Source organism: Streptomyces sp. NBC_00654 (genome assembly GCF_026341775.1).
In the GTDB taxonomy this organism is placed as follows: domain Bacteria; phylum Actinomycetota; class Actinomycetes; order Streptomycetales; family Streptomycetaceae; genus Streptomyces.
In genome coordinates, this window is sequence record NZ_JAPEOB010000002.1 from 2,285,464 (window position 1) to 2,310,773 (window position 25,310).

Genomic DNA, 25,310 nt, shown 5'->3' on the forward strand with positions numbered 1-25,310 from the left:
GTCGGGCCGCAACCGGGCCGCGGTCGAGCCGCAGCCGAGCCCAGGAGTACCGACCTTGTCCGCACCACGTATCGGCGTATCCATCGTGACCATGGGGGACCGTCCGCAGGCGGTCGAGGCGCTGCTGGCGTCGGTGGCCATGCAGGACGTCCGCCCCACCCGGCTCGTGATCATCGGCAACGGTACGGAGCTCCCGGACTTCAGCTCCTTCCCCGGCCTGTCCGACCTGACGGGCGGGGTGACCACGATCGAGCTGGACGAGAATCTCGGCTGCCCCGGCGGTCGCAACGTCGGCCTGCGCAGGCTCGCCGAACTGGGCGACGTGGATGTCGTCATCGAGCTGGACGACGACGGGCTGCTGGTCGACAAGGGCGTGTTCCGCACGGTCCAGGAGCTGTTCGCGGCGGATCCCCGCCTGGGCATCGTCGGCTTCCGTATCGCCGACGAGCACGGCGAGACCCAGCGCCGCCACATCCCGCGGCTGCGCGCCGCCGACCCGATGCGGCGCGGCCCGGTCACCGCGTTCCTCGGCGGCGGCCACGCCTTCTCCATGGAGATGCTGGCCCGGACCGGTCACTGGCCGGCGGAGTTCTTCTTCACCCATGAGGAGACGGACCTGTCCTGGCGGGCGCTCGACGCGGGCTGGAAGATCCTCTACGAGCCCGACCTGCTGCTCCAGCACCCCAAGACCTCCCCGGCCCGGCACGCGGTCTACTACCGGATGACCGCCCGCAACCGCGTCTGGCTCGCCCGCCGCAACCTCCCGCTCCCCCTGGTCCCCGCCTACCTGGGCACCTGGACCCTGCTGACCGTGGCCCGCACCCGCTCGGTGAAGGGCCTGCGGGCCTGGGCGGGCGGCTTCGCCGAAGGTGTACGCACCCCGTGCGGCGACCGCCGCCCGATGCGCTGGTCCACGGTGTGGCGGATGACACGGCTGGGAAGGCCGCCGGTCATCTGAACGCGCGGGGTGCTCAGGCCACCCACCGGTAGAGCACGTCCGGCTCGTTCTCCTCGTTGCGCCCGCCGTCGTCGAACCCGGCCGCGGTGAACCCGTGCCGCTCGTAGAAGGCGCGGGCGCCGGTGTTGCGCTGGAACACGTACAGGCTGAGCCGCTCCGGGGCGGCTTGCCTGACCTGCGCCAGCAACCGGGTACCGATGCCCCGGCGCAGTGCGTCGGGCCGCAGATAGAGGTGGTCCAGCTCCTCCCCCGCGAGCGCGGCGAACCCGAGCAGTTCCACGGAACCGGAGGCGCCGCCCCCGCTCTCGGCGACCCAGACCGTGCTGTCGGGCAGCACGACATGGGTGATCCAGGCGAGCGTGTCCTCGTCGCTGTGGACACGGGGCAGATACGGCATGGCCGCGGCGCGCGAGGCGAGAAAGACGCGGGTGATGGCCCCCGCGTCCTCGGCGGTCGCCCGGCGTACCCGTATCCCGCTGTGGTCCCGCTGCCCCGACTCGTACCGTGCCATCCGCCAACCCCGTCTCCGCGCCGGACGTCCCGCCCACCCGTGCGGGTGCGGGACGGTGATCAGGGGTCAGGAGAACACGAAAAGGGCTTCCGCGGCAGGGAAATACCTGCTCGGAGGTCTGTGGCCCCGGGGGCGGAAAGGTGCCTCCGCGCGGGCAGCAGGAGCGGGGTGGCGAGCAGGAGGACGCCGGACACGGTGATCGCGGCGAGCGGGCCGATGAGCGTGGCGAGCACTCCCCAGATCACCATCAGGGCGGCGTGCAGGAGTTTGGTGACGGCACTCCAGGCGCTGAGGATGCGGGCGGTGTGGTCCGCGGGGGTCCGCCGGAGGCGTTCCGTCGCGTAGATCGGGTTGAAGACGCCCATGCAGGTGATCAGCAGGCCCTCGACGATGATCACGGTGAGAAGTCCGGGGACACCGGGCCCGACGAACGCGAGGCCGAGCGGGAAGAGCGACCTCAGCCGGCCGGAGACGGTCATGACCCGGTATCGGCCGTAGCGGGCCACGAGGCGCGCGGAGAGCCGGGCTCCCACGAAGCCGCCGAGTGCCGGGATGCCGAAGGCCAGACCGTACTGCCAGGCCGGGAAGTGGTACTGGCCCAGCAGGAGCACGGACAGGAGCGGGACTGTGGCCATGATCAGGCCGCCGACCAGGACCGAGTTGAAGAACAGGCGCCTCAGCACGCGGTCACGGAGGATGAACCGCAGGCCCGTGAGAAGACCGGCTCCGCGCGGCCCGGGGGTCCGGTCCCGGGGTGCCGCGATGTCGTCCCCGCGGATGCGGAGCACTCCGAGCGCGGACAGCAGGTAGCTGAGGGCGTCGGCCAGGACGGTCACGACCGGGCCGAGCAGCCCGATGAGCGCACCGCCGAGGGGCGGGCCCACCGCGGTCGCCGCCCAGCTCGTCCCCTCGAATCTCCCGTTCGCCACAAGGAGGTGATCGCCACGGACGAGATGCTTCAGATACGCGCCGGACGCGGCCGTGAACGCGATGCCCGCGGTCCCGGAGACGACCGAGACGACCAGCAGCTGGCCGTACGAGAGCAGGCCCAGGGCGGACGCGACGGGCACACTCGCCAGCGCGACGAACCGGATCAGGTCCATCACGATCATCACCGGCCGCTTGGCCCGGTGCTCGACCCACGGCCCGAGCGTGAACGCGACGACGGCCGCGACGGCGAGTCCGGCCGCCTCCAGCAGCGACACGGCGAACGCCGATGAGTGGAGCACGCGCACCGCGATCAGCGGGAACGCGCCGAAGGCGATCCACGAACCGTACGTACTGACGGCGTAGGCCGACCACAGCAGGCCGAAATCACGCCCCAGCTGCACACGCATGCGACTCCCCCAGGACAACCAGGAATTGGACCTCCGCATCACACAGGCAGCGCAGTCGGCGGATCAAACAACCCACTCCCGGGCGAGCCACAACCATCGGTTGGGCACGTCTACGCTGGACCGATGGATACCGAGGTGGTCCGATCGTTCGTCCGCGCGGCCGAACTCGGACAGCTGCAACAGGCCGCCGACGAGCTCGGCGTCACGCAACAGGCCGTGTCGAAGCGGATCGCGGCCCTTGAGCGCGAACTCGACGTCCGGCTGTTCACCCGCACCGCCCGGGGCGTCGAGCTGACACTCGACGGCCAGGCCTTCCTCCCGCACGCCCGGAACGTCATCACGGACGTCGACCGCGCCATCACCTCGATCAGGCCGGGCTCACGGGCCCTTCGGATCGACGTACTGGGCCTGCGGTCCGCGCAGGCCGTCCTTCTGCACGACTACTGGCGGTCGCACCCCGAGACCGACCTCGACGTGGTGACCCTCAGGGTCAACGACCCGCGCGTGGCGGTCGCCGCCGTCCAGGCGGGCGAGCTCGACGCCTCGTTCCGCTCGGTCACCGACCGGGCCGCTCTGCCGCAGGACGTCCGGATGATCCCCGCCTTCGACTCCCCGCTGGAACTCCTCGTCGGCCCGCGGCACCCGCTCGCCCCCGCGCGCACACTGACCCCGGCCCAGCTGCGCGGGCACCGGATCTGGGTGCCGGGCATCGCGCCGCGAAGCGAATGGGCGGAGTTCTACGATCAGCTCGCCACCGGCTTCGACCTCCGCATCGACGCCGCGGGCCCGAACTTCGGCAACGAGGTACTCCTCGACATCCTCGCGGACTCCGCGGACGTGGCAACCCTCGTGGGCTCGCGCGACCGCTACCTCTGGCCGGCCAACCACGACCTGCGCCGCATCCCGATCGTCAATCCGGCGCTCGCGTACCCGATCTCGCTCCTCTTCCCCCGAGCCAATCCGCACCCCGGACTCCGGGCGATCATCAGCCACTTCGCGAACCTGGCACCGCTCCCCGGCGCAGCCTGGCGCCCGTCCTGGGCAACGGCACCACACCGTGCCGACGGACGCACCGAAACCTGACCGGGTCCGGCGAGGCGCCGGGGATCCCCCGGGCAGGAAGTCGGCCGGTCCTCCAGGAAGCGCGTCAGCCGGTGCCGCTGGGTGTGGTGCATGGGCAGCGCGGCCGGCTCGCCGGGGTCCACGAACCGGAGTTCGGTGCTCTCGTCGGAGACCGGTGGGTCTGCCCGCCGGTCGCCCGGTGCGATCAGGGCCCGGTCCACCGCAAGAAGGGCCCCCGACCCGCGTATTCGCTGGTCAGAAGCCCTAGGGGCAGACGAGTCGGGCTGTACGCCGGGTTCTGTCACCCGGTCGCCTCGCGGCGGCCGGGGAGACGGCCATCCATCTAGGACCGACATTGCTGCCGGCCTCGTGCGGTCTACCCGCGAACTCGGGCGAGCAGCCCTCGGACGTTCGCGCAGGGCCGTCCTGCGACGGCCCCTCTTGACCTTGCTCCGGGTGGGGTTTACCTAGCCGCCTGAGTCACCTCAGGCGCTGGTGGTCTCTTACACCACCGTTTCACCCTTACCCGGGACCGAGGTCCCGGGCGGTCTGTTTTCTGTGGCACTGTCCCGCGGGTCACCCCGGGTGGCCGTTGGCCACCACCCTGCCCTGTGGAGCCCGGACGTTCCTCGGGGAGATCCGAGGATCCCCACGCGGCCGTCCGCCCGGCTCGTCTGCCGTGCCGACCATGCTACCGGGCCCGGCGGGCGGCTCGGACGGCGGTGCGGGAGCGCGCCGCTCAGGTGAAGGCTTCGGCTCCGGTGTCCCAGGCGGCCGTGAGGTCGGCGCCCGGCGGGAAGCGGCCGTTGAGTTCCAGGACGACCATTCCGTGCGCGAAGGCCCAGGCCGCGCGGGCCCGGTGCTCGTCGCCGCCGACGACGCGCAGGATCGGGGCCGCCGCGGCGGCCTCCACCCCCGGGGTGAGGGCCGCGCGGTCCAGGGGGCGGCCGGTGGTGAGGAGGTAGAGGTGGGGGTGGGCCAGGGCGTAGGCGCGGTACGCGGTGGCCAGCGCCGGGAAGGAGCCGGGGGCGGCCCGCTCCGCGGCTTCCAGGGCTTCGCCGCTCTCCCGGAGCATCTCCTCGGCCAGCGCGGTCACCACACATGACTTGTCGGGGAAGTGCTTGTACAGGGAGGGGGCCTTGATGCCCACCCGGTCGGCCAGCCGCCGCATGGTGAGGGCCTCGGGGCCCTCGTCCTCCAGAAGGGCGCGGGCGGCGGCGATGATCTGCCGGGGCCGGCCGATCGCGGGGCCGGTGGCGGGGTCAGTCACGCTGGAAGCCTTCCTTGGTGCGGAGTCCGTAGCCGAAGGCGCGATCGTACGAGATGTGCGCGATCCAGCCGCACAGGGCCGCCATGGCCGGGGCCCAGGTCAGGGGCACGACCGCGTACGCCGCCAGCAGGACGAGCGGGATCAGGGCCCGGTGGGCGGTGTTGTAGTACGGCACGGCGCGGGGCTGGAGCTGCCCCCGGGCGTTGCCGCGGGCCTCGCCGACGCCGACGAGCATCGTCAGATCGGGCGCGATGAAGAAGGCCAGTGCGAGGAGTCCGGCGGTCCAGCCGTGGTTGACGCCCTCCATGACGGCGAGGACGGACCAGAAGAGGGCGCCCACGAGCCAGGCGGCACGGCGCGCGAGGGCCAGGCGGCCGGCCGTACCGGTGGTGGCAGCGGTGCCGGTGCCGACAGCAGCGGCGGTGGCGGTTGTGGTGGCACTCATGACGGACCTCCCAAGTGGAGCTAACAGCGTTAGCCCCACTATGGGCTAACGCCGTTAGCCGCGTCAACCCGGATGCTTGGCCCTGCCCCGACGGGAGGGTTTCCACTGACTCCACGCGCATCGGAGAGACCGCCCGAGCTCGTCGGAGTCACCTCCCGGACCGTCCGGCACCACCACATCGGCCTGCTGCCCGAGCCCATGCGACGGGCCGAGGCGGCGGCCGGCGGGGACAATCCCCGGATCGCCCCCCGTGCGCACCACTGCCGCGCAGCCGTTCCCGCTGCCCTGATCACCGCGCTCACGCGGGGGCGAACAGCACCTTCGCCGAACCCGGGTCCGCCCGGATGAGCCGGACGTTCAGCCGCTCCCCCAGCGGGAGCCGCGCGGTGCCGCCCTCGATCCGGGCGACGACCGCCGGGTCCGCGAGGTGGACGGTGCCGACGGCCGGTTCCCGGTCCTTCACATCGACGACGTACGCCTCGAAGACCTGGCCGATCCGGTCCTTGAGGAGCGCCGCCTCGACCAGGTCGACGCAGCCGCGCTCGACCGTGTTGGCGCGGCGCGTTCCCTCCGCCATCTCCTTCGGCAGGGCGGCGAGGGCCTCCCGTACCCAGTCCGGCGGCTCGTTCCCCGCGACCGCCGCCAGGCAGAGCTCGGCCGCGTACCGGTCGACGAGACGGCGCAGCGGCGCGGTGCAGTGGGTGTAGAGCTCGGCGACGGCGGCGTGGACGGCGGGTGTGGGCAGTTCGCCGTGCTCGAAGACCGTGTATCCGGCGCCCCGCAGCAGCGTGGTGCACTCCTGGAGAAAGGCCGCGTGATCGCTCTTCCCGGGGTCGAGGGAGCGGACGACCTCGGCGTACGGGACATGGTGCGGCCAGTCGATGCGCAGAGCGCGGGCGGAGCGTCGCAGCCGGGCGACGGCGCCGTCCGGGGCGACCGGCAGCGTACGGAGGATGCCGGTGCCCGCCTCGGTCATGAGGCGGGCGGCGGCCATGCCGGTGAGCAGGGAGATCTGGGCGTTCCAGCCGTCGGCGGGCAGCGGGACACGGTATGCGAGGCCGTAGCTGCCGTCGTGTTCGACGATCTCCTGCTCGGGCACGTTGAGCGAGATGCCGCCGCGGGCGATCTCCTGCTCCTCGCGGAGCCGGCCGATCTCCTTGAGCAGGGCGAGGGGTTCCTCGGCCGTGCCCCGGTCGATCTGCCGCTGGACGCCCGCGTAGTCGAGTCCGGCGCGGCTGCGTACGAGGGCCCGGCGCACATCCGCGGTGACGGCGCGGCCCTCCGCGTCGAGGTCGATGCGCCAGAGCGCCGCGGGGCGGGTCTCCCCGGGGAGCAGGCTCGCGGCGCCTTCCGACAGCGGCTCGGGGTGGAGCGGGATCCTGCCGTCGGGGAAGTAGAGCGTGGTCACCCGGCGGTGGGCCTCGGCGTCGAGCGCGCCTCCCGGCCGGACGAAGGGGGCGACGTCCGCGACGGCGTAGTGCACCCGGTAGCCGCGGGGGCGGCGTTCCAGATACATCGCCTGGTCGAGGTCGGTGGAGGCGGGCGGGTCGATGGTGAGGAACGGCAGGTCCGTCGCGTCCTCGTGCGCCGAGAGATCCGGATGCTTCGCCGCCTCCGCCGCTTCGGCGAGCACATCGGCGGGGAAGCCCTCGGGGAGGCCGAGTTCGGTACGCAGGTCGCGCAGGGCGGTCCCCAGCACGGTGTCTGCCGCTCCGGTCAGGTGGAGATGGCGGCGGGGCATGGAACCGAGCGTAGGGCCGGGTGCGGCAACCGGCATCCCGGGCCCGGGACGGGCAGGGCGGCCGGCTCCCGGGCGCCCCGGGCGGGACCGGCGACCGGCGGCCCGTGAGCGGCGACCGGCGACCGGCAGCCCGTGAGCGGCGCGCCCTTCGCCGCGCGTACCGGTGTTCCGAGGGGCGCCGCGCGCCCCCGTACCCTTGCCGAGGGCCCTGTGCGCAGGCCGGGTCCCTCTGCTTGCGTACGAAGGAGAACCGCCCGTGCTCGTGCTGTTGCCGCCCTCCGAAGGAAAGGCCACCTCGGGGCGCGGAGCACCCCTGAAGCCGGAGTCCCTGTCCCTGTCCGGGCTGGCCGGGGCGCGGGCGGCGGTCCTCGACGCGCTGGTCGAACTGTGCCTGGCCGACGAGGACAAGGCCCGTGAGGTGCTCGGGCTGAGCGAGGGGCTGCGGGGCGAGATCGCGAAGAACGCGGAGCTGCGGACGGCCGGGACCCGTCCGGCCGGGCAGGTCTACACGGGCGTGCTGTACGACGCGCTGGATCTGGCCTCGCTGGACACGGCGGCCCGGCGGCGGGCCGGGAAGTCGCTGCTGGTGTTCTCCGGACTGTGGGGCGCGGTGCGGGTGGGCGACCGTATCCCGTCGTACCGCTGCTCGATGGGGGTGAGCCTGCCGGGTCTCGGCGCCCTCGGGCCGTTCTGGCGGACCCGGATGGACGCGGTGATGCCGGAGGTGGCCGGGGACGGGCTCGTCCTGGATCTGCGGTCGTCCGCGTACACGGCGGCGTGGAAGCCGAAGGGGGAGATCGCGGCGCGCACGGCGAGCGTGCGGGTGCTCCACTCCCAGCTGGTCGACGGGGTCGAGAAGCGGTCCGTGGTGAGCCACTTCAACAAGGCGACCAAGGGCCGCATCGTGCGCGACCTGCTCGTGGCGGGCGCACGGCCGGGAAGGCCGGCCCAGTTGGTGGAGACACTGCGGGATCTCGGGTACACCGTCGAGGCGGCGGCCCCCGCGCGGGCCGGTCAGGCCTGGGCGCTCGACGTGGTGGTGACGGAGATTCACTGACCGCCGCCGGACGGTCGCGTTGCATCATGCGCAACGCTCGTTGCATGGGACGCTGTGTGCGCGGCAGGATGACCCCATGACCTCCTCCGCGCCCTCCGCCGCGCCCGCCGCCCCGTCCGCCTCCGTGCTGGACCTCGCACCCGTCGTCCCCGTCGTCGTCCTCGACGACGCCGCCGACGCGGTGCCGCTGGCACGGGCCCTGGTCGCCGGTGGCCTCCCGGCCATCGAGGTGACGCTGCGCACGGCCGCCGCCCTCGACGCGATCGCGGCCATCGCCGCCGAGGTCCCGGGCGCCGTCGTGGGCGCGGGCACGGTGATCTCCGCGCGGAACGTGACCGACACGGTCGCCGCCGGAGCGCGCTTCCTGGTCAGCCCCGGCTGGACGGACACGCTCCTGGACGCGATGAAGGCCTCGGGCCTGCCCTTCCTGCCCGGTGTCTCCACCACCTCCGAGGTGGTGGCGCTGCTGGAGCGCGGGGTCACGGAGATGAAGTTCTTCCCGGCGGAGGCGGCGGGCGGCACGGCCTATCTCAAGGCCCTGTCCGCACCGCTCCCCCAGGCCCGTTTCTGCCCGACCGGCGGCATCTCCCTCGCCTCCGCCCCCACCTACCTGGCCCTGCCGAACGTCGGCTGTGTCGGCGGCAGCTGGATGGTTCCGGGGGACGCGGTGGCGGCGAAGGACTGGGCACGCGTCGAGCGTCTGGCCGCCGAGGCGGCGGCGCTGCGCGCCTGAGGGCCGGAGCGGCCCCCGGCCCTCAGCGCAGGTGCGAGGTGTCGTTGAGCACGCGCACGGACGCGTTGCCGTCCGCGTAGTAGGCCACCGTCGAGATGGAGGCCGCCGAGAGCTCCATACGGAACATGGACTGCGGCGGGGCCTCCAGGGCGAGCCTGACCAGGGTCTTGATCGGGGTGACATGGGTGACCAGGAGCACCGTGCGGCCCGCGTAGCGGGAGACCAGGCGGTCGCGGGCGGCCGAGACGCGCTCGGCGACCTCGGCGAAGCTCTCGCCACCGCCGGTCGGGGCCGCGTCGGGGGAGGCCAGCCAGGTGGTCAGGTCCTCGCCGTGGCGCTCCCGCACCTCGGCGAAGGTCAGTCCCTCCCAGGCTCCGAAGTCCGTCTCGCGCAGGCCGTCCTCGACGGTGACGTCCAGGCCGAGGCGGGCGGCGACGGCCGCGGCGGTCTCACGGCAGCGGCGCAGGGGCGAGCTGACGATCGCCTGGACCGAGCCCCGCGCGGCGAAGTGCCCGGCGGCGCGGGCCGCCTGGTCGCGGCCCGTCTCCGAGAGTTCGGGGTCGGCGCCGCCACTGCCGGAGAACCGCTTCTCGGGGGTGAGGGCCGTCTCGCCGTGCCGGAGCAGGACGAAGGTGGCGGGCGCGCCCAGATCCGGGGCGGCACCCCAGCCCACCTGCGGGGCGGGCGCGGAAGCCGGGGCGGCCCGGGTGCCCGTGGGGGCGGCCGGGGCCTGTGTGGCCGCCGGAGCCTGCGGGTGTGCCGGGGCCTGCGGGTGTGCCGTGCCCGCGGCACGGGCACCGGCCAGGGCCGCGCGGGCCTTCGCCGCGCCCGCCGCCGCGTCACCGGGCGGCCCCTGGACCGGGGGAAGCCCGCCGCGGGGCGTGTCGAGGTCCGCCGTCGAGGACGACGGCTCCCACTGCTCGCCCCGCCTGCCCGCGTCCATCGCCTCGTTGGCCAGCCGGTCCGCGTGCTTGTTCTGCGCCCGGGGGATCCACTCGTACGTGACGAGGGTGGGCGGGAGGACGGCGGCCGCCCGTGCCGCGAGCGGCTTCATGTCGGGGTGCTTGATCTTCCAGCGCCCCGACATCTGCTCGACCACCAGCTTGGAGTCCATCCGCACACACACCTGGACGGAACCGTCCGACGCGTCCGGGAACAGCGCCTTCGCGGCTTCCAGACCGGCGATCAGGCCCCGGTACTCGGCGACGTTGTTCGTCGCGACACCGATGTACTCGGCGGCCTCGGCGAGCGTCTCGCCGGTGGCCGGGTCGATGACGACGGCACCGTATCCGGCGGGCCCCGGGTTGCCCCGGGAACCGCCGTCGGCCTCGACGACAAGCCGGCGGACAGGCGGCATTACAGGCCCGACTCCGAGGTGCGCACCAGGATGCGGTGGCAGTTCTCGCAGCGCAGCACCGTGTCGGGCGACGCGGCCTTCACATCGTTGACCTCGGTGATGTTCAGCTCCAGCCGGCAGCCCTCGCAGCGGCGCTGGTAGAGCCGGGCGGCGCCGACCCCGCCCTGCTGGGCGCGGAGCTTGTCGTAGAGCTTCAGCAGGTCCGCGGGGATGATCTCGGCGACGACCTCGCGGTCCTTGGCGATACCGGCCGCCTCGTCGTCCAGCTCCTTCGTCGCGGCGTCCCGGCGGGCGGTCGCGTCGTCGGCCTTGGCCTGGACGGCCGAGACCCGCTCGGTCAGCTCGGTGACCCGCTCCTGCGCGGACTCGCGGCGCTCCATGATTTCGAGGACGACGTCCTCCAGGTCGCCCTGGCGCTTGGCCAGCGAGGTGATCTCCCGCTGGAGGCTCTCCAGGTCCTTGGGGGAGGACACCGCGCCGGAGTCCAGCCGCTGCTGGTCGCGGACGGCGCGCTGGCGCACCTGGTCCACGTCCTGCTCCGCCTTGGTCTGCTCGCGGGTGGTGTCGCTCTCCTCGGTCTGGGAGGCGACCAGCAGGTCACGCAGCTGGGCGAGGTCGCTGCTGAGCGACTCGATCTCGGCGTGCTCGGGCAGCGACCGGCGCTTGTGGGCGAGCTGGGAGAGACGTACGTCGAGGGCCTGGACGTCGAGGAGTCGGATCTGGTCGGCGGGCGCGGCGTTCAGTTGGGGGCTCCAGAGGAATGGTGGGTGGTCCAGGGGTCGGTGACCTGCTTCGAGACATGGACCCGCAGGTCCCATCCGTGGCGGTCGGAAATCGCGTCGAGCTGCGCGGCGGCCTGCTCGCACCAGGGCCACTCGGTGGCCCAGTGCGCGGCGTCGACCAGGCCGAGCGGCGAGTGCTGAACGGCCTCGGAGGCCGGGTGGTGGCGCAGGTCGGCGGTCAGGTAGGCATCGACGCCCGCGGCGCGGACCGCGTCGAAGAGGCTGTCGCCGGAGCCGCCGCTGACGGCGACGGTACGCACGAGCGCCTCCGGGTCGCCGGCCAGCCGGATGCCCTGCGCGGTGGCGGGCAGCCGGGCGGCGGCGCGGGCGGCGAAGGCGCCGAGGGTTTCGGGGTGGTCGAGTTCACAGATCCGGCCGAGACCGCGACGGCCCCGGGGATCGGCCGGGTCCGGTACGAGGGGGCCCGTGACGCGCAGGTCCAGGGCTCCGGCGAGGGCGTCCGAGACGCCCGGGTCCGCGGTGTCGGCGTTGGTGTGCGCGACGTGCAGCGCGACGCCGTGCCTGATGAGGGTGTGCACGACCCGGCCCTTGAAGGTGTCGGCGGCGACCGTCGTCGTACCCCGCAGATAGAGCGGGTGGTGGGTGACGATCAGCTGGGCGCCGAGGGCGATGGCCTCGTCGGCGATCTCCTGGACCGGGTCGACGGCGAACAGCACCCGGTCGACCTCCGCTCCGGGCTCGCCGCACACCGTGCCGACCGCGTCCCATCCCTCGGCCCGCCCGGGGGGCCAGAGGGCGTCGAGCTCGGCGATGACTTCAGACAGACGGGGCACGGGGGAAAGGCTACCTGTCCCCCGTGCCCCGGCGGCCATGGCCGCCGGACCTGTGCGCCAGGACCGGCGGCCGGACATGAATCGTTACGTCGCGGGCCCGGCCCGCTACTTCACGAGGTCGGCGCGCAGGTCGTCCAGGACGAGGTCCGCCGCGGTGACGCCGAGGCCGAGGTACCAGGTCTCGTCGGAGACGTCCTTGGCCTGTCCGGCCTTGACCGCCTCCAGGTTCTTCCAGAGCGGGTTGGCCTGGGCGGTGTCGCGCTTGGTGGCCTTCACGTCCCCGTACACACCGGTGAAGATCCAGTCGGCGTCCGCCTCGTCGATCTTCTCGGGGCTGATCTCCGCGGCGAGGTCGTCGATCTGCTGGTTCTTGGGGCGCGGCAGGCCGGCGTCCTCAAGGATCGTGCCGATGAAGGACGCCCTGGCGTACAGGCGGATCTTGTCCGGCAGGTAGCGGACCATGGAGATCGTCGGCTTGTTCGGGCCGATGTCCGTGCCGAGCTTCTTGGCCTTCGCCTCGTACGCGGCCAGCTCGGTCTCCGCCTTGGCGGTCCGGTCCAGCGCCTCGGCGTTCAGGAGGTAGTTCTCCTTCCAGGTGAAGCCCGGACGGATGGAGAACACGGTCGGCGCGATCTTGGACAGCTCGTCGTACTTGTCGGCGGCCCGCAGCTGGCTGCCGAGGATCAGGTCCGGCTTGAGCCCCGCTATCGCCTCGAGGTTGAGGTTGTTGATGGTGCCGACGCTCTTCGGGCTGCCCGCGTCCTTCTCCAGGTACGAGGGGATGGCCACGTCGCCCTCGGCGGGGGCGTAGCCGACCGGCTTCACACCCAGCGAGACCACGTTGTCGAACTCGCCGACGTCCAGGACGACGACGCGCTTGGGGGCGGCCTTCAGTTCGGTCTTGCCCATGGCGTGGGTGAGGGTACGGGGGAACTCGCCGGGCTTGGCGTCCGTGCCGTACGCCGCCGTCTTCTTCGCCGCGTCGCCGAAGTCCTTGCCGCCCGTGGCGACGGCCGCCTTCTTGTCTCCGCCGGCGTCGGCCTTGGCCGCGTCGCCGGTCTTCCCGCCGTCGCTCCCGCAGGACGAGAGGGTGAGGGCGGCGGCCACCGCCAGGCCGACTGCGGCGGTGCCGCGGCGTCGAAGGGACATCTCTTGCTCCAGTTGTGGGTCGCGCAGGCATTGCTTAGGGCTGCCTAACCTTAGCCACGGCCGGCTCGGGCAGCACAGTCACCCCCTCCCCCTCAGGCGAATCGGGGCATCACCACCCTTATGTGTGAAGTGCAGGGTGTGGCGTTGTTCGGCAGGAAGTGCGAAAACTAGCTTCGGGTGCCGGAGGTGACGAGTCCATGACTGTCTGTGCCATCGAGGGCGGGGCCACCGGGGCCGCCACGACGGCGAAACCCCTGCCCGAAGAGCCCGCCGAGCCGGAGGAACCCGGGTCGCCGGACGTACGCGACGCTCCGGGGGCGCACGACGCCCACGGGGCAGCCGGCACGCCCGGTGAGAGCGGCGCGCCCGGCGCGCCCCTTGCGCCCGGCGCGCCCCTTGCGCCCGGCGCGTACGGGACCTTCGCGCTCACCGCCGACGCCTCGTACGCGGCCCGGCTCACCCTCGCTCCCGGAAACCCCGGGGAGCGGGCCTGGTACCCGGAACGCTGGACCCTCGACGGGCCCGAGCCGTACGCGGTGCCCCTCCCCCTTGACCAGCCCGAGGAGCCGGACTCCCAGGTGGTGCCGCTCGCCGACGGCCGGGTGCTCATCCGGCGGCGGGTGGCGGACCACCACGCGTTCTCGCTGCTCTACCCCACCGGGCCGGTGACCGGCGAACTCCCGCTGGGCGCGGTCGAATGCGCGGAGCTGACGCTGCTGCCGCCCGCGCCGGACGGCCGGAGCGTGTACGCCCTGTCGGCCGGTGAGCGCTCCACCGCGCTCTGGCTGGTGGCGGGCGGGGCCTTCGGGCCGGAGAAGGTCGCGGACGTACCGGGCCGCTGCTCCGGCGGGGCCTGGCTGGACCGGGCGGGCCGGATACTGGCCCTGGACCGGCAGACGGCCGACGACGGCCCGGTGAAGGCGGTCGCCCTGGACCTGGGGCGGGGCGGTGAGCTGACGCCGTTGCTGGAGATCACGCCGGGGAGCAACGACCGGCTGCTGCTCGCCGACCCGGACAGCGGGCTGCTGCTGCTCCGGTCCGACGCGCCGGGCCACGACCGGCTCGGGTGGGGGGTGCTCGGCAGCTGTCTGCCGGTGCGCTTCCCGGAGTGCCTGCGTCCGGCGGATGTCGCGGTGACCCCATTCGCCGTGCAGCCGGGACAGATACTGATGCCGGAGAGCTGCGCCGTGGGGCTGCGGATCGACGGGGCGGCGGGCAGCTGGCTGGGGGTGTGGCGCCCGGCGGGCCGTCGGCTGCACCAGTTCGCCGCGCCGCGGGGCTGGCTGGCCGGGGCCGGATTCTGGAACCGGGACGGCGTGCTCCACCTCCCCTACGCGGAGCCGGGAACACGCTGCGCCGTCGCACGGCTGGAGGCCCCGGTGGACGACGAGCACCACGCGGGGGCGGGACCGGCCGCCGGGGACGGAGCGGCGGGCGCGACCTGGGACGGGACCGGAACGCAACCGTCCGCGGCTGCCGCCGGTCCTGCTGTGTGCAAGCCCGTTCCCCTGGGACAGGCACCTCTCGGCGGACGTACGGGGCAGCCCTTAAACTCGGGTGCCTGGGCTACGCGGCCGTACCGGGCGGGTGCCGACGGTGACCGCGTCGGTGACGGTGGCGGGGCTTGTGACAACAAGTAAGCGATCACAACGGGGTGACTTCCCACATGTCTGAAGCCCGAACAGACACGACCCAGACGCGTCCGCCGGGGGCGGAAGCGGACCGGGCCGAGACCGGCGGTTCCGGAAAGCACCGAGGGGGTGCGTCGATGGAGAACACGGCCGCGCAGCCGCACGGCCGCCACCGCCGCCCCTCCGAAGGAGGCAGCAGAGCGGCCTGAGCCCGCGCCGCGACCGCACAAGGAATCCGCGGGACCACGAGAAGAAGGGGCCCGCTCCGGCCGTCCGGCCGGGGCGGGCCCCCCTCGCGTCCTCTCCCCGGGCTATGCCCGTTTGAGGCCCAGGACCTCCGCCGCCGCGAACGTCTCGTTCGGGGGACGGTCCTCGTAGTACGGGGTGATCAGCCCGTCCAGCTCGTCGAAAGTGAACGTCTCCTTCGCCGCGTCGAACTTCGCCGCCACCTTGGGCCGTTCCACGATCGCGACCATGCCGCCGTGGACCACGAGCAGTTGCCCGTTGACCTTTCCGGCCGCCGGGGAGGCCAGATAGCCGACGAGCGGCGAGACATGCTCGGGGGCCAGGGCGTCGAGCGTGCCGTCGGCCGGTTCCTGGAAGCCCGCGAAGACATCCTCGGTCATACGCGTACGGGCGCGCGGGCAGATGACGTTGGCGGTGACGCCGTACTTGGCCAGGGCCAGGGCCGTCGAGGTGGTGAGGCCGACGATGCCGCCCTTGGCCGCCGCGTAGTTCGGCTGGCCGGCCGAACCCGCCAGGAACGCCTCCGACGAGGTGTTGACGATCCGCCCGTAGACGGGGCCGCCGGACTCCTTGGAGCGGGTGCGCCAGTGGGCGGCGGCGAAGTGGGTGGTGTTGAAGTGACCCTTGAGGTGAACCCGGACGACCGAGTCCCATTCGTCCTCGGTCATCGAGAAGATCATCCGGTCCCGCAGGATGCCCGCGTTGTTGACCAGGATGTCGAGCTTCCCGTACGTGGACACGGCCAGGTCCACCAGGGCGCGGGCCTGTCCGTGGTCGGAGACGTCGCCGAGGTGGGCGACCGCCCGGCCGCCCGCCGCCCGGATCTCGGCGGCGACCTCCTCGGCGGGGGCCGCCGACGCCTCGCCGGAGCCGTCGCGGCCCGGCTGCCCGTAGTCGTTGATGACGACGGCCGCGCCGAGCCGGGCCAGTTCCAGTGCTTCGGCGCGCCCGAGGCCCCGGCCCGCGCCGGTGACGATCGCGGAGAGGCCGTCCAGGGGTAGTGACATCGCAGTCCTCAATGTCGGTGAATGACTCGGTCGGTGGGGACGGGGTTCCGGCCCGTCCCCGGGGGCGGGGTCAGAGTTCGACGCAGGTACGCAGCGACTCGCCGGTCCTCATCTGGTCCAGGGCGTCGTTGATGCCATCCAGCCGCACCCGGTGAGTGATCATCGAGGCGAGGTCGATCCGGCCGGCCCGCCAGAGCGCGATGGCCCGTTCGTAGGAGCGCAGGACGTCCCCGCCGCCGTACATGGAGGGCAGGATCCGCTTCTCGTCGAAGAACAGCTCGAACATGTTGACCTGGAAGTTGTCGTCCATCGCCCCGGCGCCGACGATGCAGAGGGTGCCGCCGCGCCGGGTGTTCTCGTACGCCGTGCGGGCGGTGGCGGACTTGCCCACGACCTCGAAGACGTAGTCGAAGCCCTCGCCGCCGGTGATCCGCTGCTTGGCGTCGGCGAACTCGTCCGGGGACACCGCCTCGGTCGCACCGAAGTTCAGCGCGGCCTCGCGCCGGGAGGCGACCGGGTCGACGGCGACGATCTGGGCGGCGCCCTGGACCCGCGCACCCTGGATCGTGGAGATGCCGACCCCGCCGCAGCCGATCACGGCGACCGACGAACCGGCCTCCACCCGCGCGGTGTTGATGGCAGCGCCGAGTCCGGTGGTGACCCCGCAGCCGATCAGCGCGGCGATCTCGTAGGGCACGTCGTCGGGGATCGGGACGGCGCAGCCCGCGCCGACCACGACCTCCTCGGTGAAGGTGCCGGTGCCCGCGAACCCGAAGACATCGCCGCCGGGACGCTTGAAGTTGGGGGTGCCCGCGTTCATGAAGCCGGCCAGACAGAGCTGTGTCTGACCGCGCCTGCACGAGGGGCAGGTGCCACAGGCGGGCAGCCAGCAGACCAGCACCCGGTCCCCCTGGCTGAGCCCGGTGACACCGTCGCCGATGTCGAGGACCTCGCCCGCGCCCTCGTGGCCGGGGATGAAGGGGGCGGGCTGCGGGAGCACGCCGCTCATCGCGGAGATGTCGGAGTGGCACAGTCCGGTGGCCCGGATGCGGAGCTTGACCTTGCCGGGGCCGAAGCCCACCGCCTCGACATCGTCGAGGACTTCCAGTTTGTCCTGGCCTATCTCGTGCAGTACGGCTGCGCGCATGGTGCGGCTCCCCTCGGATCGGCTCTTTCAGGAGTGTTCGACGAGCGTGTCCACCAGAACCGGCGCGTCGTCCCGCTCGACGGCGCTCACCGCGACCTGGATGCGGCCGTCCCCGGACCACATCCGGATCCGGAGGGTCTCGCCGGGGAAGACCACTCCGGCGAAGCGGGTGCTGTAGGCGGTGACGCGGGTGGCGTCGCCGTCGAGCAGCGTGTCGGTGACGGCCTTCAGCGTCATGCCGTAGGTGCACAGCCCGTGCAGGATCGGCCGGTCGAAGCCGGCCAGCTTGGCGAACTCCGGGTCGGCGTGCAGCGGGTTCCAGTCCCCGGAGAGCCGGTAGAGCAGCGCCTGGTCCTCCCGGATCGCCCGTTCGACCGTGTGGTCCGGGGCCCGCTCCGGCGGGACCGGGCGGGCGGAGGGGCCGCGTTCGCCTCCGAAGCCGCCCTCGCCGCGGACGAAGATCTGGGAGTCGTTGGTCCACAGCGGACCGTCGTCGTCCGATGCCTCGGTGCGCAGGACGAGGACGGCCGCCTTGCCCTTGTCGTAGACCGCGGCGACCTTCGACGTCTGCACGGCGCGGCCGCGTACCGGGATGGGCCGGTGCACCCGTACGGTCTGGCCGCCGTGCAGGACCGCGGCCAGGTCCACCTCGACACCGGGCGAGGAAAGGCCGCCCGCCATGCCGGTGCCCGCTCCCGCGACGGTGGCGAAGCTCGGCAGCACCTGGAGCCGGGACTCCAGGGTGTAGCGCAGCTCGTCGGGGTCGGTGGCGGGGCTGCCCGCGCCGAGGCCCAGGTGGTAGAGCTGGATGTCCTTGTGGTCCCAGCCGATCTCGGCTCGGCGGGGTTCGGCGGCGACCGCCGCTACGGCGTCAATGGGCATGGGGAAGCCGCTCCTTGATGGTGGGAAGACCTCGGCACGACCGTCCGCACCGTCGGCCGCACCGAGGTCGTGCGGGACCGGCCGGCACGTCCGTTCTAGAACGCGTTCTAGCCGATGGCCCATGTATAACGCAGCCCCCGGGAGTTGTGAAGCCTGCTGACGACATGTCAGATGAGTGGCCCCGCAGGCCCGGACGCACCTTCCGGCCATGACATTTGTCATCGCGGAGCCCGTACACGCGGCTCTGCCGCGGACCCCGTGCCCTGCGTAGCGTCGTGGCCATGAGGAAGACAACGGGGACAGCGGCCGGGACAGCGGCCGGGACAGCGGCCGGGACAGCGGCCGGAACGGCGGCGGGGACAGCACCGGGGCCGGCGGAAGGGACAGCGGTGGCGGGGCCCGCGGTGGTCTTCACCGGGACGGTCAAGACGTTCGGCAGGGCGGACCGGGCGGTACGGGCCGTCGACGGCGTCGACCTGGAGATCGGGCGCGGTGAGACGGTGGCGCTGCTCGGCCGCAACGGGGCGGGCAAGTCGACCACCATCAGCCTGCTGCTCGGTCTGAACGACCCGGACTCCGGCACCGTACGGCTCCTGGGCCGCTCCCCCGACGAGGCGGTGCGCGCCGGTCTGGTGGGCGCGATGCTCCAGGACGGGCGGCCCATCCCCCGGGTGACGGTCCGCGAACTGGTCCGCTTCATCGCCTCCACCTACCCGCGCCCGATGCCGGTCGAGGACGCGCTCGCTCTCGCGGGTGTCACCTCGTACGCGGACCGGCGCGTCGACAAGCTCTCCGGCGGCCAGATCCAGCGGGTCCGCTTCGCCGTCGCGCTGGCGGGCAATCCGGAACTCGTCGTCCTGGACGAGCCGACCGCCGCCCTGGACGTGGAGGCCCGGCGCGCGTTCTGGCAGTCGATGCGGTCCTTCGCCGGACGCGGCAACACCGTTCTGTTCTCCACGCACTATCTGGAGGAGGCCGACGAGAACGCCGACCGGATCGTCGTCATCGACCGGGGCCGGATCGTCGCGGACGGCAGCGGTGACCGGATCCGGCGCTCGGCCGGCGGGAACCTCGTCTCCTTCGACCTGGCGGGAACCCCGTTCGACCCGGCGGGAAACCCGGCGGACGGCCTGGAGCTGCTGCCGGGTGTGGTCGGTGCCGAGGTGCGCGGCCCGCGGGCGCACCTTCGGACGGACGACTCCGACGCGACCGTCGTGGAGCTGGCCAGGATCGGTGCCGTCCGTGGCCTGACCGTGTCCCGGGCGACGCTGGAGGACGCCTTCCTGGCCCTGACCGCGCCCGCCGAATCCCGCCTTCCCGTCGCTTCCCACCCCGCCGGCGCCTCCGAGGAGACCGTGTGATGCTGCCCTACATCGTGCTCGAAATCCGCCGGACCCTGCGCGACAGCGTCTTCCTGATCTTCGGAACGGGGATGCCCGTGATGATGTATCTGCTCTTCACCAACCTGGGGGACGGCGGGGAGTACGCCGACTGGAAGGCCGCGTCGATGGTCGGCATGGCGGCGTACGGGGCGCTCGGCTCCGCCATGGCCATCGGTACCGGGATCGCCTCCGACAAGTCCCTCGGCTGGCTCCAGCAGTTGCGGATCACCCCGCTCGACCCGACCCGGGCCGTCGTGGGCCGGGCGGTCAGCGGCTCGGTGACCGTACTGCCGACCATCGTGGCGGTCCTGCTGGCCGGAGCCCTGGTCAACGGGGTGCGGCTGGCGGCCTGGCAGTGGATCGCGCTGGTGCTGCTGCTGTGGATCGGGGCACTGCCGTTCACCCTGCTCGGCATCGGCAACGGCTACCGGCTCACTCCGCAGGGCACCGGAGTGGTCAATGTGGCGTGCCTGATGGGCTTCGCGGTCGTCGGCGGGCTGTGGTTCCCGCTCGGGGCGTTCCCCGCGTGGCTGCGTTCCGTCGGCGAGTACACCCCGGCCCACGGCTTCGCCGACCTCGGCTGGTCGGCCGTCGCGGGGCACGCGCCGGGCGCCGGGTCCGTCGCCGTACTCGCCGGGTGGCTGCTGCTCTTCGGCGGATACGCGGTGGTCTCGTACCGCCGCTCCGCGAGAACGGTGTGACGGGCCCGCACCGGCCCCGGCGCGCCCCGTCAGGGCCTCGTGGACCGGGCCCGCCGCCCCGGCAGCCACAGCAGCATCAGCACCACCCCGGCCAGCAGCACCGCGGCCGCCGTGCGGAAGGCCATCGCGTACCCGGCGGTGACCTCGGCCGCGACCGCGGAGCCTTCGGTGCGGGCGGCGGCGACCGTGGAGAGCACGGCGAGGCCGAGCGCGCCGCCCATGGTGCGGGAGGTGTTGACGAGTCCGGAGACGAGGCCCGCGTCGCCGGATGCCGCGCCCGAGGTGGCGAGGGCCGCCAGCGGTGTGGAGGCGAGCCCCGAACCGCCCATCATCAGGATGCCGGGGAGGAGGATCCCGGTGACGTAGGGGCTGTCGACGGTCATGGCCGACTGCCAGCCGAAGCCCGCCGCGGTGACCAGGACACCGGTCACCGCCAGCCCCTTCGCCCCGATGATCGCCATCAGACGCGGAGCGGCCTTCGAGCCGATGACGACGGCGACCGAGGTCGGCAGCAGCGCGACCCCGGCCAGCCAGGGCGTGTAGCCCAGCACGTTCTGCGCGTACACCGTCATGAAGTACCACATGGAGAAGGTGGCGGACCCGATCAGGAACATCGCCACGTTCGCCGAGGACACCGCCCGGACACCGAGGACCCGCAGCGGGACCAGCGGAGCGGCCGTCAGGACCTCCACCAGGACGAAGGCGGCGAGCAGCAGCAGCCCGCCGAGCAGGGGTACGAGGGTGGCCGGGGCGGCCCATCCCTCGGCCTCGGTCTGCGCGATCCCGTACGCGACGGAGGCGAGGCCCGCCGTGACGAGGACGGCGCCCAGCAGGTCGATCCGGCGCCGGTCGCCCGCCCGGCCCTCGGCCAGCCAGAGCACGGCGCCGGCCAGCACGACGGCACCGATGGGCACATTGACCAGCAGGACCCAGCGCCAGGAGAAGGCGTCGGTGAGCACCCCGCCGATCAGTCCCCCGGCCGCGCCGCCGCCCGCGCCGACCGCCATCCAGGTCCCGATCGCCCTGGTACGGGCGGGGCCCTCGGGGACGGCGGCGGTGAGGATGGTGAGGGTGGCGGGCGCGAGGACGGCCGCGCCGAGCCCCTGGGCGGCGCGGGCGGCGAGGAGTTGCCAGCCCTCCTGGGCCAGACCGCCCGCGAGGGAGGCCGCGGTGAACACACCGAGCCCGATCAGGAACATCCTCTTGCGGCCGTAGATGTCCGCCGCCCGGCCGCCGAGCAGCATGAATCCGGCGAACGCGATCGAGTAGGCGTTGACGACCCACTGGAGTGCCGCGGTGCTCAGCCCCAGATCGGTCCGCATCGAGGGCAGCGCCACGTTGACGACGGCCACGTCGAGGACGACGAGGAACTGACCGGTGCAGGCCGCGAGCACGACGGCCCAGGTGCGGGGTCTTATCCGGGTGGGGGTGCGGGCGGGTACGGGTGTGGAGACGTCAGGCATGGAGGTCATGGTCGCAGGCGCCCGGTGCTCCGTACACGGGAGTGTCAGCGGCGCAGCAGGGTCACCACCGCCGCCCCGCCGAGCCCGATGTTGTGCGCGAGGGCGGTGCGTGCGCCCGGGACCTGCCGGGCCCCCGCCTCGCCCCGCAACTGCCAGGTCAGCTCGGCGGCCTGGGCGAGCCCGGTGGCGCCCAGCGGGTGGCCCTTGGAGATCAGCCCGCCGGACGGATTGACGACCCACCGGCCGCCGTAGGTGGTCGCTCCGGACTCCACGAGCTTTCCGGACTCGCCCTCGCCGCACAGGCCGAGGGCCTCATAGGTGAGGAGCTCGTTGATGGAGAAGCAGTCGTGCAGCTCGATCACGTCGAGGTCCTCGGCGCCGAGGCCGGAGGCCTCGTACACCTGCTGCGCGGCGGCCCGTGACACCGGCGCCCCGACGGCGTCGACGCAGGTGCCGGAGGCGAAGGACGCCTCGGTGTCGGTCGCCATGGCCTGGGCGGCGATCTCCACGGCCCGGTCGCCGAGCCCGTGCTGTTCGACGAAGCGTTCCGAGACGACGACGGCGGCGGCCGAGCCGTCGGAGGTGGGTGAGCACTGGAGCTTGGTCAGCGGCCGGTGGACGGTCCGGGCGGCGAGGATCTCCTCGACCGTGTACGGGTCCTGGAACTGGGCGTACGGGTTGTTCACCGAGTGCCGGTGGTTCTTGGCGCCGACCGCCGCGAGCTGTGCCGCCGTCGTCCCGTAGCGCTCCATGTGTTCGCGGGCCGCGTTGCCGAAGATCTGGGCGGTGGGCGGGGACATCTCGAAGCCGTGCGCGGCGGCCATGATCCCGTAGTGCCGGGCGACGGGCGAGGTCTTGAAGTCGGCCGCTCCGCCGTCCGCGCCACCGCCGCCGAGCGAGCCGCGCGCCATCTTCTCGAAGCCGAGGGCGAGCACGCAGTCGCTGATCCCGCCCGCGACGAACTGCCGGGCCATCATGAGCGCGGTCGAGCCGGTGGCGCAGTTGTTGTTGACGTTGTAGACGGGGACGCCGGTCAGGCCGAGTTCGTAGACGGCCCGCTGTCCGGCCGTCGAGGGCTGGAAGCAGTAGCCCACGGGCACCTGCTCGACCTGGTCGTACCGGATTCCGGCGTCGTCGAGGGCCTTGGTGCCCGCTTCCTTCGCCATGTCCCAGTACTGCCAGTCGCGGGTCTCGGGCTTCTCGAACTTCGTCATCCCGACGCCGACGATGTACGCCTTCATCATGTGTGCCCTTCAGTCCTTGGGGAGGCCGAGGATGCGCTCGGCGACGACATTGAGCTGGACCTGTGTGGTGCCGCCCGCGATGGTCAGGCAGCGCGACATGAGGAAGCCGTGCACGGCCCGTTCGGTGCCGTCCTCGGCGGTGGCGCCCGCCGGGCCGAGCAGTTCCAGGGTGAGTTCGGCGACCTTCTGCTGGTGGGTGGTCTGGATGAGCTTGCGGACGGAGGCTCCGGCGCCCGGCTCCCGTCCGGCGACCTGCTGGAGCGTGGTGCGCAGACCGATGCAGGCCAGGGCGTGGGCCTCGGCGGCGAGCGCGCCGACGCGCGCCCGGCCCGCTCCGTCGAGCTCGGCGGAACGGGCGATCAGTGCTTCGAGCCCGGTGTCGAAGGTCATCTGGTCGGCCATGTGGACACGTTCGTTGCCCAGGGTGTCGCGGGCGACGCGCCAGCCGTCGCCGACCTCACCGACGACCGCGTCGGCCGGCAGCAGGACATCGTCGAAGTACACCTCGTTGAAGAGGGCGTCCCCGGTGATCTCCTTCAGCGGGCGGATGTCGATGCCCCGGGCGTTCTTCATGTCCACCAGGAAGTAGGTGAGTCCCCGGTGCTTGGGGGCGTCCGGGTCGGTCCGGGCCAGCAGGATGCCGTGGTCGGCCGACCGCGCGGCGCTCGTCCAGACCTTCTGGCCGGTGACACGCCAGCCCTCGTCGGTCCGTACCGCCCTGGTGCGCAGCGAGGCGAGGTCGGATCCGGCGCCCGGCTCGGAGAAGAGCTGGCACCACAGGAGTTCGCCGCGCAGGGTGGCCGGCAGGTAGCGGTCCTGCTGCTCCTTCGTCCCGTACGCGATCAGCGAGGGCACCACCCAGGTGGCGATGCCGAGGCCGCTGACCTTGATGCCCTGGTCCTTCAACTCCTGTTGTACCGCGAGCTGTTGTACGGGCCCGGCGTCCAGGCCGTACGGGGCGGGCAGATGCGGGGCCGCGTAGCCCGCCGGGGCGAGGGCGCGGCGGGCCTCCCGGGGGCCCAGGCCCCGGGCGGCCGCGAGGTGTTCGCGTGCCTCGGCGCGGTGACGGGCGGCCTCGGCGGGGAGTTCCAGGGTGAGTTCGCGGCGGGCGCCGCCTTCGGCGAGCCGGGCGGCCCGCAGCCGGTGGGCGTCCCCGGCGCCGAGCAGCTGGCGTGCGACCACGGCGCGGCGCAGCTGGAGGTGGGCGTCGTGCTCCCAGGTGAAGCCGATGCCGCCGAGGATCTGGATGCAGTCCTTGGCGCAGCTGTACGCGGCGTCGAGTGCGGTGGCCGCGGCGAGGGCGGCGGTCAGCCCCCTCGCCCCGGCGCTCCCGCCGGACGCGCCCACGCCGCTCTCGTCCGCGGTGCGGGCGGCGTCCCAGGTCAGGGCGCGGGCCTGCTCGACGCGGACGAGCATGTCGGCGCAGAGGTGTTTGACCCCCTGGAACTGTCCGATGGGGCGGCCGAACTGTTCGCGGACCTTGGCGTGTTCGGCGGCCGTCGCCAGGGACCGGGCGGCGCTTCCGCAGGCGTCGGCGGCGAACAGGGTGGCGGCGAGGTCGCGGACGAGCGCGGAGTCGGCCGGTACCGCGCGGTGCGCGGGGACGCGTACGCCGTCGGCCCGTATCCCCGCGGTGGTCCGGGTCGGGTCGACACCGCGGTGCGGGCGTACGGTCAGTCCGTCCGTGGCGGCGTCGACGGCGAACCAGCGCGGCCCGTCCGCGGTGGCGGCGGGGAGCAGCAGCAGATCGGCCTCGGCTCCGGAGAGTACGGGCGGGGCCGTGCCGTCAAGGAGGTGGCCCTCCCCGTCCTCGACCGCGGTGAGGGTGCCGGGGGCCAGGGCGAGGGCGCCGATGCGGGCGCCGGTGGCAAGGGCGCCCACGAGTTCACCCCGCTCCGCGCCGGGCGCCGCCGCCCCGGCCGCCGCGCCCGCCCCGGCCAGCACCGCGGCGGTGAGCGCACTGGCCAGATATGGCCCCGGAAGCGAGGCGTGGGCGGCCTCTTCGAGGACCACGGCGAGGTCCAGGAGCCCGCCGCCCCCGCCCCCGTACTCCTCGGGCAGATGGATGCCAGGCAGGCCCTGTTCGACCAGCCGTTCCCAGTGCGCGGGGCGTGCGCCGGGGACGGGCGGGGCCTGCGCGTCGAGGATCTTACGGATCTCCTCAGGTGGCACGGCACGGGCCAGGCATCCTCGTACGGCCTGCGCCACATCGCGGTGTTCTTCGGTGATTCCGATGCCCATTGCGGATCCTCGCCGGTCGCAGCCACTGGAACGGCGCAAGGGTAGAACACGTTCCAATATGACGGAAGGTCAGAACACCGGCCGGTTCGAGCCTTGTCCCGTTCGCGCCCCATTCATCGGAATATCGTGCGGGTACGGAAGCGTTCAGGATGCACGCACCCTGGGGGGAG

General features: G+C 73.0%; 22 protein-coding genes, 1 other RNA gene and 1 pseudogene. 7 read left to right on the forward strand and 17 right to left on the reverse strand.

Annotated features, from left to right (window positions below):
• The first annotated feature begins 55 nt into the window (after positions 1-55).
• Complete coding sequence (locus OHA98_RS30385) at positions 56-958, forward strand: glycosyltransferase family 2 protein (protein WP_266930201.1); 903 nt, start codon at positions 56-58, stop codon at positions 956-958.
• 13 nt (positions 959-971) lie between these two features.
• Here the strand turns inward: OHA98_RS30385 and OHA98_RS30390 are convergent, their stop codons facing one another.
• Both OHA98_RS30390 and OHA98_RS30395 read right to left on the reverse strand, forming a co-directional pair.
• The gene (locus OHA98_RS30390; RefSeq protein ID WP_266930203.1) at positions 972-1,469 is read right to left on the reverse strand and encodes a GNAT family N-acetyltransferase; all 498 of its coding nucleotides are present in this window, start codon (positions 1,467-1,469) and stop codon (positions 972-974) included.
• 59 nt (positions 1,470-1,528) lie between these two features.
• The gene (locus OHA98_RS30395; RefSeq protein WP_266930205.1) at positions 1,529-2,806 is read right to left on the reverse strand and encodes an MFS transporter; all 1,278 of its coding nucleotides are present in this window, start codon (positions 2,804-2,806) and stop codon (positions 1,529-1,531) included.
• A 123-nt stretch (positions 2,807-2,929) separates the two neighbouring features.
• Here OHA98_RS30395 and OHA98_RS30400 point away from each other — a divergent pair, with 123 nt between their 5' ends.
• Complete coding sequence (locus OHA98_RS30400) at positions 2,930-3,889, forward strand: LysR family transcriptional regulator (protein WP_266930207.1); 960 nt, start codon at positions 2,930-2,932, stop codon at positions 3,887-3,889.
• A 44-nt stretch (positions 3,890-3,933) separates the two neighbouring features.
• Here the strand turns inward: OHA98_RS30400 and OHA98_RS30405 are convergent.
• The 5 genes and pseudogenes from OHA98_RS30405 to OHA98_RS30425 form a co-directional block, all read right to left on the reverse strand.
• Positions 3,934-4,041 (reverse strand): annotated as a pseudogene (locus tag OHA98_RS30405) (DNA mismatch repair protein MutT); the annotation flags it as partial.
• Between the two features lie 98 nt (positions 4,042-4,139).
• An RNA gene (rnpB, locus tag OHA98_RS30410) (RNase P RNA component class A) lies at positions 4,140-4,541 on the reverse strand.
• A 66-nt stretch (positions 4,542-4,607) separates the two neighbouring features.
• Positions 4,608-5,138: a TetR/AcrR family transcriptional regulator gene (locus OHA98_RS30415; protein WP_266930209.1), complete on the reverse strand. Its 531-nt coding sequence runs from the start codon at positions 5,136-5,138 to the stop codon at positions 4,608-4,610.
• Entirely contained in the window at positions 5,131-5,583 is a 453-nt protein-coding gene (locus OHA98_RS30420) for a DUF4260 family protein (protein ID WP_266930211.1), read from the reverse strand. Before OHA98_RS30420 ends, OHA98_RS30415 begins: the two co-directional genes overlap by 8 nt.
• 298 nt (positions 5,584-5,881) lie before the next feature.
• Positions 5,882-7,324: an RNB domain-containing ribonuclease gene (locus OHA98_RS30425; protein WP_266930213.1), complete on the reverse strand. Its 1,443-nt coding sequence runs from the start codon at positions 7,322-7,324 to the stop codon at positions 5,882-5,884.
• 256 nt (positions 7,325-7,580) lie between these two features.
• Here OHA98_RS30425 and yaaA point away from each other — a divergent pair, with 256 nt between their 5' ends.
• Positions 7,581-8,381, forward strand: a complete 801-nt coding sequence (yaaA, locus tag OHA98_RS30430) for a peroxide stress protein YaaA (protein WP_266930215.1) — start codon at positions 7,581-7,583, stop codon at positions 8,379-8,381.
• A gap of 76 nt (positions 8,382-8,457) precedes the next feature.
• The gene (gene eda / locus OHA98_RS30435) at positions 8,458-9,114 is read left to right on the forward strand and encodes a bifunctional 4-hydroxy-2-oxoglutarate aldolase/2-dehydro-3-deoxy-phosphogluconate aldolase (protein WP_266930217.1); all 657 of its coding nucleotides are present in this window, start codon (positions 8,458-8,460) and stop codon (positions 9,112-9,114) included.
• Positions 9,115-9,136: 22 nt separating this feature from the next.
• On the opposite strand, the gene OHA98_RS30440 is transcribed toward eda, so the two are convergent.
• From OHA98_RS30440 to OHA98_RS30455, 4 genes are all read right to left on the reverse strand, one after another.
• On the reverse strand, positions 9,137-10,471 hold the full coding sequence (locus OHA98_RS30440) for a bifunctional RNase H/acid phosphatase (protein WP_266930219.1): 1,335 nt from the start codon (positions 10,469-10,471) through the stop codon (positions 9,137-9,139).
• Positions 10,471-11,214 (reverse strand): zinc ribbon domain-containing protein, encoded by a 744-nt coding sequence (locus OHA98_RS30445; protein ID WP_266930985.1) that lies wholly within the window; start codon positions 11,212-11,214, stop codon positions 10,471-10,473. The genes OHA98_RS30440 and OHA98_RS30445 overlap by 1 nt, the downstream gene beginning before the upstream one ends.
• Positions 11,211-12,047 carry a Nif3-like dinuclear metal center hexameric protein gene (locus OHA98_RS30450; RefSeq protein WP_266930221.1) on the reverse strand — a complete coding sequence of 279 codons (837 nt, stop codon included), beginning with the start codon at positions 12,045-12,047 and terminating at the stop codon, positions 11,211-11,213. Before OHA98_RS30450 ends, OHA98_RS30445 begins: the two co-directional genes overlap by 4 nt.
• Before the next feature lie 105 nt (positions 12,048-12,152).
• A complete protein-coding gene (locus tag OHA98_RS30455; protein ID WP_266930223.1) occupies positions 12,153-13,196 on the reverse strand; it encodes an ABC transporter substrate-binding protein in 1,044 nt (347 codons plus the stop codon).
• Between the two features lie 197 nt (positions 13,197-13,393).
• Here OHA98_RS30455 and OHA98_RS30460 point away from each other — a divergent pair, with 197 nt between their 5' ends.
• On the forward strand, positions 13,394-14,836 hold the full coding sequence (locus OHA98_RS30460) for a hypothetical protein (RefSeq protein ID WP_266930225.1): 1,443 nt from the start codon (positions 13,394-13,396) through the stop codon (positions 14,834-14,836).
• A gap of 302 nt (positions 14,837-15,138) precedes the next feature.
• Here OHA98_RS30460 and OHA98_RS30465 read toward each other — a convergent pair whose 3' ends face one another.
• The 3 genes from OHA98_RS30465 to OHA98_RS30475 form a co-directional block, all read right to left on the reverse strand.
• A complete protein-coding gene (locus tag OHA98_RS30465; RefSeq protein WP_266930227.1) occupies positions 15,139-16,080 on the reverse strand; it encodes a 3-oxoacyl-ACP reductase in 942 nt (313 codons plus the stop codon).
• 70 nt (positions 16,081-16,150) lie between these two features.
• On the reverse strand, positions 16,151-17,227 hold the full coding sequence (locus tag OHA98_RS30470) for a Zn-dependent alcohol dehydrogenase (RefSeq protein ID WP_266930229.1): 1,077 nt from the start codon (positions 17,225-17,227) through the stop codon (positions 16,151-16,153).
• Between the two features lie 27 nt (positions 17,228-17,254).
• A complete protein-coding gene (locus tag OHA98_RS30475; protein WP_266930231.1) occupies positions 17,255-18,109 on the reverse strand; it encodes a MaoC/PaaZ C-terminal domain-containing protein in 855 nt (284 codons plus the stop codon).
• A gap of 404 nt (positions 18,110-18,513) precedes the next feature.
• On the opposite strand from OHA98_RS30475, the gene OHA98_RS30480 reads away from it, so the two are divergent.
• Positions 18,514-19,470 carry an ABC transporter ATP-binding protein gene (locus OHA98_RS30480; protein WP_266930986.1) on the forward strand — a complete coding sequence of 319 codons (957 nt, stop codon included), beginning with the start codon at positions 18,514-18,516 and terminating at the stop codon, positions 19,468-19,470.
• Entirely contained in the window at positions 19,470-20,192 is a 723-nt protein-coding gene (locus OHA98_RS30485) for an ABC transporter permease (RefSeq protein WP_266930233.1), read from the forward strand. Before OHA98_RS30480 ends, OHA98_RS30485 begins: the two co-directional genes overlap by 1 nt.
• Before the next feature lie 29 nt (positions 20,193-20,221).
• Here the strand turns inward: OHA98_RS30485 and OHA98_RS30490 are convergent, their stop codons facing one another.
• Genes OHA98_RS30490 through OHA98_RS30500 form a run of 3 tightly spaced genes read right to left on the reverse strand, consistent with a single transcriptional unit; the run spans position 20,222 to position 25,140 of the window.
• Positions 20,222-21,664 (reverse strand): MFS transporter, encoded by a 1,443-nt coding sequence (locus tag OHA98_RS30490; protein WP_266930235.1) that lies wholly within the window; start codon positions 21,662-21,664, stop codon positions 20,222-20,224.
• A 35-nt stretch (positions 21,665-21,699) separates the two neighbouring features.
• On the reverse strand, positions 21,700-22,896 hold the full coding sequence (locus OHA98_RS30495) for a lipid-transfer protein (RefSeq protein WP_266930988.1): 1,197 nt from the start codon (positions 22,894-22,896) through the stop codon (positions 21,700-21,702).
• Positions 22,897-22,908: 12 nt separating this feature from the next.
• A complete protein-coding gene (locus tag OHA98_RS30500; RefSeq protein ID WP_266930237.1) occupies positions 22,909-25,140 on the reverse strand; it encodes an acyl-CoA dehydrogenase in 2,232 nt (743 codons plus the stop codon).
• Positions 25,141-25,310 lie beyond the last annotated feature (170 nt).

Excerpts from the sequence above, each read along its gene's own strand:
- OHA98_RS30465 (WP_266930227.1), bottom strand. The coding sequence starts at position 16,080 with ATGTCACTACCCCTGGACGGCCTCTCCGCGATCGTCACCGGCGCGGGC.
- eda (WP_266930217.1), top strand. The coding sequence starts at position 8,458 with ATGACCTCCTCCGCGCCCTCCGCCGCGCCCGCCGCCCCGTCCGCCTCC.
- OHA98_RS30395 (WP_266930205.1), bottom strand. The coding sequence starts at position 2,806 with ATGCGTGTGCAGCTGGGGCGTGATTTCGGCCTGCTGTGGTCGGCCTAC.
- OHA98_RS30500 (WP_266930237.1), bottom strand. The coding sequence starts at position 25,140 with ATGGGCATCGGAATCACCGAAGAACACCGCGATGTGGCGCAGGCCGTA.
- OHA98_RS30425 (WP_266930213.1), bottom strand. The coding sequence starts at position 7,324 with ATGCCCCGCCGCCATCTCCACCTGACCGGAGCGGCAGACACCGTGCTG.
- OHA98_RS30460 (WP_266930225.1), top strand. The coding sequence starts at position 13,394 with ATGACTGTCTGTGCCATCGAGGGCGGGGCCACCGGGGCCGCCACGACG.
- OHA98_RS30485 (WP_266930233.1), top strand. The coding sequence starts at position 19,470 with ATGCTGCCCTACATCGTGCTCGAAATCCGCCGGACCCTGCGCGACAGC.
- OHA98_RS30495 (WP_266930988.1), bottom strand. The coding sequence starts at position 22,896 with ATGAAGGCGTACATCGTCGGCGTCGGGATGACGAAGTTCGAGAAGCCC.
- OHA98_RS30400 (WP_266930207.1), top strand. The coding sequence starts at position 2,930 with ATGGATACCGAGGTGGTCCGATCGTTCGTCCGCGCGGCCGAACTCGGA.
- OHA98_RS30440 (WP_266930219.1), bottom strand. The coding sequence starts at position 10,471 with ATGCCGCCTGTCCGCCGGCTTGTCGTCGAGGCCGACGGCGGTTCCCGG.
- OHA98_RS30470 (WP_266930229.1), bottom strand. The coding sequence starts at position 17,227 with ATGCGCGCAGCCGTACTGCACGAGATAGGCCAGGACAAACTGGAAGTC.
- OHA98_RS30455 (WP_266930223.1), bottom strand. The coding sequence starts at position 13,196 with ATGTCCCTTCGACGCCGCGGCACCGCCGCAGTCGGCCTGGCGGTGGCC.
- OHA98_RS30475 (WP_266930231.1), bottom strand. The coding sequence starts at position 18,109 with ATGCCCATTGACGCCGTAGCGGCGGTCGCCGCCGAACCCCGCCGAGCC.
- OHA98_RS30490 (WP_266930235.1), bottom strand. The coding sequence starts at position 21,664 with ATGACCTCCATGCCTGACGTCTCCACACCCGTACCCGCCCGCACCCCC.
- OHA98_RS30390 (WP_266930203.1), bottom strand. The coding sequence starts at position 1,469 with ATGGCACGGTACGAGTCGGGGCAGCGGGACCACAGCGGGATACGGGTA.
- OHA98_RS30420 (WP_266930211.1), bottom strand. The coding sequence starts at position 5,583 with ATGAGTGCCACCACAACCGCCACCGCCGCTGCTGTCGGCACCGGCACC.